At 66.9% G+C, this 12,722-nt stretch carries 11 protein-coding genes; 7 read left to right on the top strand and 4 right to left on the bottom strand.

The annotated features are described in order from the left end of the window. Window positions 1–39 precede the first annotated feature (39 nt). The 3 genes from ACWDUA_RS04420 (at window position 40) to ACWDUA_RS04410 (ending at window position 2,905) form a co-directional block, all read left to right on the top strand. Window positions 40–738: a hypothetical protein gene (locus ACWDUA_RS04420; protein ID WP_449749793.1), complete on the top strand. Its 699-nt coding sequence runs from the start codon at window positions 40–42 to the stop codon at window positions 736–738. Between the two features lie 36 nt (window positions 739–774). Then, window positions 775–2,325: an HD domain-containing phosphohydrolase gene (locus ACWDUA_RS04415; RefSeq protein WP_449749792.1), complete on the top strand. Its 1,551-nt coding sequence runs from the start codon at window positions 775–777 to the stop codon at window positions 2,323–2,325. Window positions 2,326–2,446: 121 nt separating this feature from the next. Then, window positions 2,447–2,905, top strand: coding sequence for a hypothetical protein (locus ACWDUA_RS04410; RefSeq protein WP_449749791.1), 459 nt, complete (start codon window positions 2,447–2,449; stop codon window positions 2,903–2,905). Window positions 2,906–3,076: 171 nt separating this feature from the next. On the opposite strand, the gene ACWDUA_RS04405 is transcribed toward ACWDUA_RS04410, so the two are convergent. Further along, window positions 3,077–4,042 carry an acyl-CoA thioesterase gene (locus ACWDUA_RS04405; RefSeq protein WP_449749790.1) on the bottom strand — a complete coding sequence of 322 codons (966 nt, stop codon included), beginning with the start codon at window positions 4,040–4,042 and terminating at the stop codon, window positions 3,077–3,079. 97 nt (window positions 4,043–4,139) lie between these two features. Beyond that, window positions 4,140–4,796, bottom strand: a complete 657-nt coding sequence (locus ACWDUA_RS04400; protein WP_449749789.1) for a TetR/AcrR family transcriptional regulator — start codon at window positions 4,794–4,796, stop codon at window positions 4,140–4,142. 76 nt (window positions 4,797–4,872) lie between these two features. Between ACWDUA_RS04400 and ACWDUA_RS04395 the strand changes: the two genes are divergently transcribed. After that, window positions 4,873–5,256 (top strand): DUF1304 domain-containing protein, encoded by a 384-nt coding sequence (locus tag ACWDUA_RS04395; protein WP_449749788.1) that lies wholly within the window; start codon window positions 4,873–4,875, stop codon window positions 5,254–5,256. A gap of 38 nt (window positions 5,257–5,294) precedes the next feature. Then, a complete protein-coding gene (locus ACWDUA_RS04390) occupies window positions 5,295–6,314 on the top strand; it encodes an NADP-dependent oxidoreductase (protein ID WP_449749787.1) in 1,020 nt (339 codons plus the stop codon). 611 nt (window positions 6,315–6,925) lie between these two features. Here ACWDUA_RS04390 and ACWDUA_RS04385 read toward each other — a convergent pair. After that, window positions 6,926–7,600, bottom strand: a complete 675-nt coding sequence (locus tag ACWDUA_RS04385) for a hypothetical protein (protein WP_449749786.1) — start codon at window positions 7,598–7,600, stop codon at window positions 6,926–6,928. A gap of 815 nt (window positions 7,601–8,415) precedes the next feature. Then, the gene (locus tag ACWDUA_RS04380) at window positions 8,416–9,048 is read right to left on the bottom strand and encodes a TetR/AcrR family transcriptional regulator (protein ID WP_449749785.1); all 633 of its coding nucleotides are present in this window, start codon (window positions 9,046–9,048) and stop codon (window positions 8,416–8,418) included. A gap of 273 nt (window positions 9,049–9,321) precedes the next feature. Between ACWDUA_RS04380 and ACWDUA_RS04375 the strand changes: the two genes are divergently transcribed. Then, a complete protein-coding gene (locus tag ACWDUA_RS04375; protein WP_449749784.1) occupies window positions 9,322–11,361 on the top strand; it encodes a YhgE/Pip family protein in 2,040 nt (679 codons plus the stop codon). After that, complete coding sequence (locus tag ACWDUA_RS04370) at window positions 11,358–12,701, top strand: MFS transporter (protein WP_449749783.1); 1,344 nt, start codon at window positions 11,358–11,360, stop codon at window positions 12,699–12,701. Before ACWDUA_RS04375 ends, ACWDUA_RS04370 begins: the two co-directional genes overlap by 4 nt. Window positions 12,702–12,722: the final 21 nt, after the last annotated feature.

Below are 12,722 nucleotides of genomic sequence, written 5' to 3'. Positions count from 1 at the left end.
CTCACGCGACCACGATCGGTCCCGGCTGACACTGGGTGCATGACCACCACACTCACACCCCGACGGGCCACCACGGATCTCACCTCCGGCCGCGAACTCCCGGCCGGCTCCGACGAACGATTCTGCGGATACGGTGTCATGGGGATCGCCTTCTCCAGTGGGCACTACCTCGCCCTGCGGGACATGACCGCCAGCTCGATCGGTCCCGCCTATCGTGCGGTCTGGCACCGAGATGCCACCGGCGCCTGGACGTTCCACAGCACCGTCGAGCCAGGGCTCAGCTGCGCCCGCTACTTCGGTCCGGCGCTGACACATTCCGAAACCGGCCCGATCGACCTGACCTGGCAGGACGACACCACCCTCGACGTCCATGTCGCGGACCTGAGCTGGCGCATCACCCTCGCGCGCTCGACGGCCACCCGCACGATGACCACCATGGCGCAGATGATGCCGTCGGCCGCGTGGTCGAGTGACAGCGTTCTGGCAGCGATGGGTCCGATGGCGCGAATCATGCTGCGCAGTGGCCGAATTTCTCTGACCGGAACGACCCCGGCGGGCCAGCACTATCGGGCGGCGCCGCTGCGGGTCTGGCGGGTCGTCGACAGCACCGCCACCGAGCACGACGTCGACCTGGGCCGACCGGAACCCTTGACCACACAGATTCGACTGGGTGACTTCTGGCTACCCCAGCGTGGCCTGTTCTTCGCGGGTCGGGCGCGATTCACGCCGTCGGGGTGATGGTGTGGGAACCTGGCACGCGCGACAATCGTCTCCATGACCGCGTTCGCCGCGCCACGCAGGGTGGAGGTCCTGGCCGGACTGTCGATCGCCATCGACCTCGGGCTCGGACAGCCTGCCGAGCACATGCTGCGGTCGGCGATCATCGCATGCCGACTGGCAGATCGCCTCGGTCTCGACACCACGGTCCGCGACACCGTCTACTACGCAACGCTGGTCATGTGGATCGGCTGTCATGCGGACTCACCGGAGTACGCCCGCTGGTTCGGTGATGACATCGCCGTGCGCCACGATGCCTACCTGGTGGACTGGACCGGGTTGCCCTACCTGCGATTCCTCGTGGGAAATATCGGGCGTGGCGATCCCTTTGTGCGTCGCATGGTGACCATGTCGATCCTGCTGCGAGATGCGCGAGGTCAGATCGGCGCACTGGTGCACTCGCACTGCCGGTCCGCATCGGCGCTGGCGCGGCACATCGGCCTCGGTGAGAACGTCGCTCACGCCGTCGGATACACCGTCGAACGATTCGACGGTCGGGGACTGCCCGCCGGTGCGGCGGGTGATGAGATCCCGATAGCGATGCGGGTCGCCCAGCTCGCCGACATGGTCGAGGTCCACGACCGCACCGTCGGCGTCGCCGGCGCCGTGGCGATGGTGCGGAGACGTCGGGGCGGACAGTTCGATCCGCAGGTCGCCGATGCGTTCCTCGGGAGCCCGGCAGATGCGCTGCCGTCGCTTGATACCGACCTCTGGATACGCGCACTCGATCTGGCGCCGGATGCCGAACGGCGACTGCACGATCCGGAGATCGACACGCTGCTGCAAGCGATCGGCGACTTCGCAGATCTCAAATGCCCTTTCCTGCTGGGGCATTCGCGGAATGTGGCAGCACTCGTCGCCGACGCGGCGTCGCATCTCGGGCTGGCCGACGCCGACATCGCCACGGTGCGGCGGGCCGGATACGTCCACGACGTCGGTCGGATGGGCATCTCCAATCGGATCTGGTCCAAGCCGGGCGAGCTGACCACCGCGGACTGGGAGCGGGTCCGGCTGCATCCCTACCTCACCGACCGGGTGTTGTCGCGTATCCCGTCGCTGTCGCGGGTGGCGATGGTCGCTCGTTCCCATCACGAGTCCCTCGACGGTACGGGATATCCGACCGGTCTCGGTGGATCGGCAATGGGACGACCGGAACGCTTGCTCGCGGCCGCCGTCGCCTACCGCTCGGCGCTCGAGCCGCGCCCGTATCGAGACGCGATGTCGGAGTCGGAGGCTGCGGCGCTGCTGGCGCGACGGGTTGCTGCGGGGGCTCTGGACGGGGAGTGCGTGGAGGCCGTGCTCGCGGTGTCCGGGCAGCAACCGGCACGGACCCGACGTGATGACCGACTGACCCCACGGGAGGCCGAGATCCTCGGACTTGTGGCGCGCGGCTTGTCCAACCGGGAGATCGCCGACCGGCTCGTGGTGAGCGAGAAGACAGTCCGCAATCACGTGGAGCGCTCCTACGCGAAGATCGGCGCGTCGAATCGCGTCGGTGCGAGTCTGTACGCGGTGACCCACGGCCTGGTGGCGCCACCGGACGGCTGACCGTTGTCGGTTGCCGGTTGCCGGTTGCCGGTTGTCGGTTGTCGGACCGACGTCGTCCGCTGATGTCGGTGCCGGTTGTTACGGTGACCGGCTCGACACCCGACGACGAGAGGACCTCGCGATGAGCATCGACACCGGTCGTATCCCGCGCCGCGCCACCGCCGATCAGCACGAGGTGTGCTTCAACCTGTGGGCTTTCGCCGATGTGTCCGGACTGATCCGCCGGATCAGCGGAAAGGCCTACATCCTCGACGGCTCCGACGAACAGAAGTCCGCCGTGTTGCGGTCACTGGCCGGCTCCGACTTCCGTACCGCCGCGACGCGTCCGGTGCCCGACCGGCTGGGGGTGGTCGATCGAGACGGACGCCGGATCGCCGGTGCGGTACTGCCCCACCGGCTGTCGGAGGTGAGCCTGATCTTCGGGACCGTCCTGGACGAGCTGTCGGCGTTGCCGGTGCAACTCTGCAGCGTCGCCGGCAGGTCCGTGGAGTTCCCTCCGCCGGAGGTGGAGGCTCCGCTGTACGTGCTGACTGTGGTCGTCGAGCATGCGGACGGCCGGCTGGTTCCGAGCGTGCGATGAGCCGACATGCGATCCCGGTCGGGCCCGGTCGCCGACCACCTCGTCGTGCAGGGCGTGGTCTCCTCGCCATGGCGTGAAGTCGGCGCCGCCGATCACCGCCGACCCGGCCGGTGAGGTTCCATCGGGAACGGATCGGCCGCCGCCGGGAATGGCGCGATGAGGTGGCGGCGGTCAGGTGGCGGTGGTCAGCCACTCGGGCCGTCGCGGCAACGAGGATCGCATCGCCATGAGTTCACGCGCGTGGTCGTCGAGTGCCCGGTCCTCGTCGGAGACCGGAACCCACCGTCGCACGGCGGTCGCATCACCGTGGTCGTCGACGGCGGCGACGATCGTCAGGCTGTGAGCGCAGTCGCGCATCGCACCGGTGTGCGGATCGCCCGCGCGGACATGAACCGACACGTGCATCGTCTGCTTGCCGGTGTAGATGAGCCTCGCGTCGAGCTCGACGACGTCGCCGATGTGGATCGGCGCATAGAACCGGATGCCGCCGACGTAGGCCGACACGCACCGTCCGCCACACCAGCGCGCCGCGTTGAGGTATGCCGACTCGTCCATCCACTCCATCACACGTCCGCCGTGGGCGTTGCCGCCCCAGTTCACATCGGTGGGCGCGGCGAGGAATCGGGTCTGTGAGCGGGGTGCGGTTCCGGCCTCGGAATAGGTCACGCCGGCCATCGCGTCCTCGATCGCCCGGCGGACCGGAATCCGCGCGGTCGCGTACTCCTGCGCGGCACGGTCGGCGTCGGTGACCGGCACCCACTGCGGGACCGGGCGAGGGCGCCGCTCCTCACTCATCGCGACGAAGATGACCAGGCATTCGCCGGCCACGGTGAAGACACCGGTGTGTGGTGCTGCCGAGCGCACAGTGCACTGGATGTGCATGCTCGACGTCCCGGTGTGGATCAGCGTGGCCGTCACCTCGACGATGTCGCCGGGTTCGATGCCACGCGTGAAGGTGATGTTCCCGAAGTAGGCGGTGACCGCATAGCCGCCCGACCATGCTGCCGCGCACGCATAGGCGGCCTTGTCGATCCATGACAGCAGCCGGCCGCCGCGTACGTCACCCCCGAGGGTGGTGGCGTCGGTCGGTGCGGCGAGAAAACGAAGGGTGATCTCACGGTCGGACACGGCAGACATCAAACCTCCAGGGGTGATCGGTGATCAGCAGATCATGCCTGGACACAAAACCTGACACGCCTGGGAGGGGGCTTGTGAGGGGTTTGGCACATGGCGTTCACATGGGGCCAGTGCCGGGACGCACGCCTGTGGCCGGCTCCGATCGGCGGTCCCGGGCGTCCTCGAGGGTGACCCGTGTGTCCTCAAGGATTCCGATGGCCGCGGTGAGGGTCTCGCAGGCCGCCGCGGCGTCGACCCGCGCCAGGGTCAGCGCCGCAATGCAGGAGCCGGTGACGATGGTCGTCAAGCGCTGTCGCGCAACGGTTTCGGTGTCGGGGAGGAGGGCCTGGATGCCGTTCGACACGGCCTGTGACAGTTCGCGGTGATAGTCGGTGATCACCTGGTGGACCGCAGCGTCATCTCCGATCGGCGTAGCGGCAGAGGTCAGGAGGAGGCATCCGTGGGGGGTGGTGTCGCCGGCGAGTGCGGTGATGGCTGCTCGGAGACCCACGAGATAGTCGACGATGGCGGTGGCGGTGACGGCGTCTCCGGTGAGGGGCTCCAGCCTGGGTCGCACGATCTCGTCGAGATAGTCGGAGACGGTGGCGTCGAAGAGTCCCCGCATGTTGCCGAACGCGTGGTAGATGCTCGAGCGGCCCACGCCGGTAGCCTCCTCCACTTCCGACACAGAGACGGCATCGAAGCCGCGACGCCAGAAGAGATCGCGCGCGGACCGGACGAGATCACTCCGGTCGTAGGCGGCGGTTCGTCCCATGAGTGGCTCCTTGACATATTCTGCAACGACCGTTCTAGTATAGGTCTGCACCGTTCGGTCTACACAAGGAGCCCCGATGGCGGTTGTCGCACTCGTCTGTGCCGTTCTCGCAGCAGCGCTGCACGTCTACATCTTCGTGCTCGAGTCGGTGCGCTGGACCGACGAGCGAACCCGCCGCACCTTCGGCACCACTCTCGCCGAGGCCGAGGCCACCCGCGAGATGGCGTTCAACCAGGGCTTCTACAACCTGTTCCTGGCCGTCGTCACGGTGGTCGGCGTCGCGCTCTGGGCGGTCTCCGACGCGGTCGGAGCGGCGCTCATCTATGCCGGGGCGGGGTCGATGCTCGCCGCCGGACTGGTGCTGCTGATCTCGTCGCCGAGTAAGGCCAAGGCGGCCGTCACCCAACTGTTCTTCCCTTTGCTGGCCGTCGTCGCGGTCACGATCGCACTCCTCGCCTGACGCTGACCCGTCACCACTCACCGAGATCAGGAGGTCTCATGTCCATCAGTACCCAGATCCAACTCGTCTCCCGCCCGGTCGGCTGGCCCGAACCCTCGGACTTCCGGGCTGTCGAGGTGGAGCTCGCCGATCTCGCCGACGGCGAGGTGCGTGTCGCCAACGAGTTCGTCTCGGTCGATCCGTATATGCGTGGTCGGATGATCGACACCCGCTCCTACATCCCGCCGTTCGCGCTCGGCGAGACGATGAGCGGCGGAGCCGTCGGTCGCGTCGTCGAATCGCGGTCGGCAGACCTGCCGGTGGGAACGCTCGTGCTGCATCAGCTCGGCTGGCGAGATGTGGCGACCGGGCCCGCCGCTGCGTTCAGTCGACTGCCGGAACCGCCGGCCGGTGCGGAGTCGTCGGTGTACCTGGGCATCCTCGGAATGACCGGGCTGACCGCCTACGTGGGCCTCACCGTGATTGCCGGGGTGAAACCCGGTGACGTCGTGTTCATCTCGGGTGCCGCGGGTGCGGTCGGTACGGCCGCCGGACAGATCGCGCGGCTGCTCGGTGCATCCGAGGTGATCGGATCGGCCGGTGGTCCGCAGAAGGTCGAGCTGCTGACGTCGCGCTACGGCTACGATGCGGCCATCGACTACCGGGCCGGGTCGGTCCGTGATCAGTTGCGCGCCAACGCCACCAAGGGAATCGACGTCTACTTCGACAATGTCGGCGGTGATCACCTCGAGGCGGCACTCGATGTGTTCAACGACGGCGGGCGCGCGGCACTGTGCGGCGCCATCTCGGCGTACAACGAGACCAAGGCGCTGCCCGGTCCGCGCAACATGAGCAACATCATCACGCGGGGCCTGACGCTGCAGGGCTTCACCCTGGGCAACTACCTCGGCTACGCCAAGGAGTTCAACGAGAAGATGGCGCAGTGGTTCTCCGCAGGCGAGATCGTGTACGACGAGACCGTCGTCGACGGCATCGACCACGCGGTCGACGCATTCCTGGGCATGATGCGCGGGGAGAACATCGGAAAGATGGTTGTGCGCATCGCTTCTGGTGGTTGAGGGCGGATTCATCGGGCCGGCCCTGCGCTCCGCGTCGGATCAACGATCAAGGGCTGGTTGCTGATTGAGCGAGAGGTTCCCTGAACGGTGATTGAGCCGGGACCGAGCATCGCGAGGACCCGTGTCGAAATCTCTGCGCTCCGTGTCGGCTCAACCATCGAGAACGGCGCCGGTGGTGTTGGTGCGCAAGGGGTCCGCGCTCTGAGTCGGCTCAACGATCGAGGGCTGGTTGCTGATTGAGCGAGAGGTTCCCTGAATGGTGATTGAGCCGGGACCGAGCATCGCGAGGACCCGTGTCGAAATCTCTGTGGCGTGTGTTGGGGTGGTGTCCGCTTCGGAGGTGGTTAGGTTGGCGAGCTCGGCCGGCGGAGGTTTCGACTCGACTTGTCGCTGCGCTCCGTGTCGGCTCAACCATCGAGAACGGCGCCGGTGGTGTTGGTGCGCAACGGGTCCGCGCTTCGCGTCGGCTCAACCATCGAGAACGGCGCCGGTGGTGTTGGTGCGCAACGGGTCCGCGCTTCGCGTCGGCTCAACCATCGTGGGTGTCGGCCGCTCGCGTGTCGAAACCTGGTGGGTCCACCATGTCCGCAACAACCTGGGGCGAGGACCGGTCATCCGAGCAGGTTGACCGCGTTGGCGACGACGAGGCTGAGGATCACGATCGACAGCAGCGACTGGATCGCCATCGCGAGCTTGGCCCACCGGGCCAGCGGCATGACATCGGTGGGGCTGAAAGCGGTGGCGTTGGTCAACGCGAGGTAGAGGTAGTCGAAGAAGACCGGGCGCCACCCCGGCTTGGCGAGCGCGGGGTCGAGCTGTTGCGGAAAAGCCAGGTCGGGATGTCTGCCCGGACGCAGGTGCCGTGTGACCGGTCCGCCGTTGTCGAGTTCCCAGTAGAGGAATGCGAACGCGATGATGGTCTGTATCCACACCAGAGCGCCCGAGATGAGCAGCTCGGTCGCCACGGTGGTCTGGGGATTGCCGTGCAACAGATCCCAGACGAGACGCCCTGCGCCCCATGCGGCGCCGACGGCGATCGCGGCGACGAGGGCAAGCGAGAGGGTACGCGCCCGGGGGCCAGGCCGATCGATCCGACCAGGATCGACCACGATCAGCGCCACCAGCACGAGTCCTTCGATCGCGGGCAGGAGCCAGTCGGTTCCCGGTGAGTAGCGTGCCGGGAGGAGAAACGGCACCGCCATCGAGACCAGGACGAAGGCCGATGCGGTCCACCGACGCTCGGCGCGGGGTCGGCCGTCAGCCGGGATACTGTCGTCGTCGGTCATGCGCTCGCCGTCCCTTTACTGGGGTTCTGCTATCGGTCATCGAAAGCAGGATCCCACCAATGGTGGATCAGATGTGGCGGGTTGGCGGCTTTGGCTCTGTCTGGACGATTCGACCTCGAGTGTCATTCACACTGCCGACCGGCGTCGTCGGGCGGGATACCGGCACTGCGTCCGTAGGGTCCCTGGGTCGTAGCGAGCCCGATGCGTGGTGAGATGGCGTGGCGACCGCGACGCGAGGACCGTGGAGGGCCTACCTACGCAAGGGCCCCAAGACCACGGTGCCCCATTGCCCGCCATCAACTGTGCAACCCCCGCCGATGTCGATCTCATGCCGCGTTCGCAACCGATTTCGGTGTGGCCGTCGGCGATGTCCCCAGCAGACGGTGTCGATCGATCTGCGGAAGAGACGGCGGGGACCGGGGGCTCACCGTCGGCCTCGAATGGGATGGTGGCGGGGCCGCCGACAACAGCGATGGAACGGTCGAGAGGAACGGTTCTGGCGACCTTGACGTCCACTTCTTCTGTCGCGATGAGGAAGTCGGCCGCTTCGTTGTCCTGAGCGTCAAGAAGGGGCATACCGGCAGTCTCGAGCAGTGGCCGTTCGATACATCACCAAGGGGTCGGGGCGATGGAAAGACCCGGCACAGCCGTGCATTCGCCGAGAAGGTGCCCACGCTGGATCGCCATGGAACCTGGGTGCGGCGCGCCAGTGGCCCCCCACCGCGTGCAGCAAATCCCGGACCCGATAAGGTCTTTCCGGGTATCGAGGCACCCGCTGAGGGATGCCGCCGACTCGACTGGGCACGCCGAACGGGTCACGACTCCACAGCAGAGCCGACGATCAGCCGGACGATCAACGCCCGCTGGACCGACGCGGCCTCGTCGTCGTGGTGGATCAGCCACTGCAGCACGAGGCCGTCGATGAAGGTCAGCACCATCGGCCCGAGCGAGGTCACCGGTACCGACCATGTGGTACCGGTGACCTCGGCCATGGTTGCCAACAGTGCGCACACCCGCTCGGTGTTGGCGTCGTACTGGCTGCGGACGAGTTCGGCTATTCCCGCATCCTCGCCTTCACGCAGCGAGTGGGTCGCCATCTCGTAGGTGACCAACTGTCGATTCGCGGTCTGTTCGACGGTGTGCCACAGGGCGTCGAGTGAGGCCGTCAGCAATCCCTCGAGGCCCGCCACGCCCGGCCGGTCCCACGTGTCGAGCCGGACCCCGACGGCGATGGAGTCCAGCAGCTCGTCGGAGAGGGCCCGTGCAACCGACGTCATGAGCTGGGTCTTGGTGGGGAAGAAGTGGTGCAGCGTTCCGAGGGACACCTCGGCCCGTTGCGCCACGTCGCGTAACCGCACGGCGGATACACCGCCTTCCTCGGCGACGGCGATCGCGACATCCACGAGCTGAGCTCGCCGTGCGGCGGCGGTGAGACGGCTGCGGGTCACACCGGTGAGTGAATAGCGCTGTGTCGCGCCCGTCAAGTCGGCCGCGGCAGGCATGCGGGGTAGGGCGACCGGAGAAACCGTACGGGAATGGTCCAGATCACGTCGTCGGATCGGGTGTGAGTGGTTCTATTACCTTCCCGTGCAGATCATTTCGCTCGCGTAAACCTTCGGCCTCCGACTGGGAAGCCGGTGGTGGGGTGTCGCATCATCGGTTTATCGGACAGATGACCGATAACGATCCTTCTCGCACTCAGCGACATGAAAGGGCGCGGCATGACCGCTGTCACCGATTCCCCCGACGATCCACCGACCCCGGAGAAGCGACCGTTTCTCGGTCGCGTGGCCATGACCCTCCACGCGGCGTCCCGGTCACGACCGGTCCGCGTGGCCGCGGTACTGCTGCTGGTGGTGCCGACCGCGCTCGCGGCCGTCTACATGTGGATCATGTGGGACCCGGAGCTGTATCTGAAACAGGTCCCGGTCGCAGTGGTCAACCAGGACGTCGGCGCGACCAGCGACGGTGGATACGAGAATATCGGTAAAGACGTTCTCGAATCCCTCACGAGCACAGGAGAACTCCAATTCCACCAGGTCTCGGGCGAGGAGGCGGTGAAGGGAGTGGCCGAGACCCGATACGCGTTCGCGTTGATCATCCCGAGAGACTTCACCTCTCGACTGCACAGCGTCACCGATGCCCATCCGACGAAGGCCGTCATCAACGTCTACTACAACGACTTCAACGGAACCCTGGGGCCGACGGTGGCCAACAGTGTGATCACGGAGGCGCAGAAGGAGATCACCACCCAGATCGGTTCCCAGTACGCCACCCAGGTTCTGCTGGGGCTGAACCAGATGGGCTCCGGACTCCGAGAGGCGGCCGACGGCGGGGGGCAGCTCAAAGACGGCACCGCGCAACTGAAAGACGGCACCAGCCAGTTGACCGCCGGGGTCGGGCAGGCGGCCGACGGGGTCACTCAGCTGAAGAGTGGTACCGCCCAATTGTCCACCGGTGCGGGTCAACTCTCCGATGGCGCAGATGAACTCGTCACCGGAACACACCGATTGGGGGATGGTGCCGTCCAGATCCGAGACGGCCTGGGTGGTGTGCTCACGCCGCTGATCGACGCGATCGGTCCCGCCGGACACTCTGCCCAGGCCCTCGCCCCGGCACTGATCACGCTCGAACACAATCCGGATTCCGGTGTCCGGGAGGCGGCACGTCAACTCGCTACAGTGCTCGCCGAACTCGACGCGGCCGACGAGAACGGCACACTCGGGCAGATCGTGGCATTGCGCGACGGCACCGCGGAACTGGCCCGCCAGCTCTCCGATCCGCAGGCCGACTACCTCGGTGGGGTACTGCAACTCGCCGATGGCGCCCATCAACTCGACAGTGGCGCCGAGGAACTCGACGCGGGAATGGGGGAGCTGAACGACGGGATGCCGGAACTGCTCGACGGTGCCCGACAACTCGACAACGGCACCGGCCAGGTTGATCAGGGCATGGGACAACTGACCACGGGCCTGACCGACGGTGCCGGCCAGGCGCCGAACGTCGACGACGTCCCGGCGAGTGCGGACATGTTCGCCACGCCGATGACCGTCGACGTCGCCAATCTCCAGCCGAGCCAGACCGTGATCGACGACGACCGCAGCCACAAGGAGATCTCCCGGGGTGCCGGACCGGTGATCGTGGTGCTCGGGTGTTTCCTGCTCTGCATCGTGCTGTGGATGATCATCCGTCCCGTCCGCCCCCGGGCCGACGACGACCGCTCCGCGTGGCGACAGGCGCTGCTGCCCATCCTGCGCAGCGCGGCGGTCGGCGCGGCGGCGGGTGTGCTGTTCGCACTGATCCTGGCGGCATACGGGGCGTCGGTGGGATGGAGTCCGGGCAACTGGTGGGCGATGGTGTTGGTCGTGGCGGTGGTCGGGATCGCGGCGGCACTGACCACCCAGATGTTCGTGGTGATCTTCGGCAAGGTGTTCGGGTCGATCGCCTCATTCGCCTTCTTCATGTACCAGATCTTCGCGTTCGGCGGGATATTCCCTTTGGGCACAACACCTCCCGCCTTCCGTCCGTTTCGGGACATCTCGCCGATGACCTACGCGCAGCGGGCGATCCTGCGGACCCACCTGGAGCTGTACGACACGATGTACTGGGTCTCGCTGGCCGCACTCGTGGTCTGTTCCCTCGGCGCGGTCACCGTGGGTGCGCTGGTGCGCTACTGGGCGGCACGCACGGCCGACGACGACCCGCCGGACCCGGAATCGGCCGCTGCCGGTGACGTCCTGGTCGGAGAGGTGACGTCATGAAACCCTCTGTGGGACAAGGATCTCTCGCCGGGACGGCAGCATCGGGCCGACACCGGGTGGTCACCGACGCCGGCCGCGGACCGTCGACGGGCATCCGTCACCCGGTCAGCCGGCGCTGGATCGCCTACTTCGCATCGGCATGGCTGGGCGTGTGGATGGCGCAACTCGCACCGTTCCAGCTGACCCTTCCCCAGCAGATCAACATGTGGCTCGGCCTCGACGCCGTGAACGTTCCCGAGGACCAATGGCGGCACAGCGTGGCCACATTCGGACAGATCTCCGGGATCTCGGCGCTGTGTGCGCTGGTGACCTTTCCGCTGGTCGGCGCACTGTCGGACCGCACCACCGGGCGCTTCGGTCGACGACGGCCCTGGATCGCCGGGGGAGTGATGACCTTCGCGTTCGGCCTGGCCGGACTCGGATTCCAGCACACCTTCTTCGGGATGGCGGCCTTCTGGTCCATCATCATCACCGGATTCGCGGCCACGGCCGCGGCCCTGACCGCCTTGATCAGCGACCAGGTGCCGGACGGTCAGCGAGGGTTGGTCTCCAGCTGGGTCTCGGCACCCCAGGCGCTGGGAATCCTGCTGGGGGTGGGGGTGATCGGCACGATCTTTACCACCACCTACGTCGGACAGTACCTGGTGCTGGCGGCCTTGCTGGTGGTGCTGGTGACGCCGTTCCTCTGCTACCTCGACGACCCACAACACCACACCCACGAGAAGGGCACGCTGACCCCGGCGTCGCTGATCCGCGACATGTGGGTTTCACCACGCGAACAGCCGGACTTCGGATGGACCCTGTTGGGCCGCGTCCTGGTGAACATCGGCAATGCGCTGGGTACGGCACTGCTGTTGCAGTTTCTCCAGTTCGGGCTGCGGGTGGACCATCCGGCCGACAAGTTGACCATCGCGGCCGGGATCTACATGGTGTTCGTGCTGACCGGTGCGCTGATCACCGGTCCGCTGAGCGACCGGCTGCGCCGACGGAAGCCGTTCGTCCTGGTCGCAGGACTGGCGCAGGGACTGGCGGCCGTCGCAATGGTGAGCACGTCGTCGTTCACGATGACCCTCGTCGCTGCGGGACTGCTCGGCGTCGGCTATGGCTCGTTCCTCGGGGTGGACCAGGCGTTGGCGACCGAGGTGCTGCCGGATGCCGAACACAGCGGTAAGGACCTCGGGATCATGAACATCGCGATGCAGGTGCCGCAGGCGCTCGGCCCCCTCATCGGAGCAGGAATCGTCGAGGCGACATCGGGTTTCGCGGGTGTGTTCGTGGCCTCGGCGGCCTTTGGCATCGCAGGTGGTCTGGCTGTGCTGCCGGTCCGGCGAGTGCGCTGACCGGGCTGGGGTGACCGGGCT

It is taken from the genome of Gordonia sp. NPDC003376 (assembly GCF_053589235.1).
Note: the sequence above shows the minus strand (reverse complement) of the source record. Positions and strands in the feature narration are given on the sequence as shown.

Bases quoted from the DNA above. Each gene is read 5' to 3' on its own strand.
- ACWDUA_RS04420 (WP_449749793.1), top strand. From the start codon at position 40: ATGACCACCACACTCACACCCCGACGGGCCACCACGGATCTCACCTCC.
- ACWDUA_RS04415 (WP_449749792.1), top strand. From the start codon at position 775: ATGACCGCGTTCGCCGCGCCACGCAGGGTGGAGGTCCTGGCCGGACTG.
- ACWDUA_RS04410 (WP_449749791.1), top strand. From the start codon at position 2,447: ATGAGCATCGACACCGGTCGTATCCCGCGCCGCGCCACCGCCGATCAG.
- ACWDUA_RS04405 (WP_449749790.1), bottom strand. From the start codon at position 4,042: ATGTCTGCCGTGTCCGACCGTGAGATCACCCTTCGTTTTCTCGCCGCA.
- ACWDUA_RS04400 (WP_449749789.1), bottom strand. From the start codon at position 4,796: ATGGGACGAACCGCCGCCTACGACCGGAGTGATCTCGTCCGGTCCGCG.
- ACWDUA_RS04395 (WP_449749788.1), top strand. From the start codon at position 4,873: ATGGCGGTTGTCGCACTCGTCTGTGCCGTTCTCGCAGCAGCGCTGCAC.
- ACWDUA_RS04390 (WP_449749787.1), top strand. From the start codon at position 5,295: ATGTCCATCAGTACCCAGATCCAACTCGTCTCCCGCCCGGTCGGCTGG.
- ACWDUA_RS04385 (WP_449749786.1), bottom strand. From the start codon at position 7,600: ATGACCGACGACGACAGTATCCCGGCTGACGGCCGACCCCGCGCCGAG.
- ACWDUA_RS04375 (WP_449749784.1), top strand. From the start codon at position 9,322: ATGACCGCTGTCACCGATTCCCCCGACGATCCACCGACCCCGGAGAAG.
- ACWDUA_RS04370 (WP_449749783.1), top strand. From the start codon at position 11,358: ATGAAACCCTCTGTGGGACAAGGATCTCTCGCCGGGACGGCAGCATCG.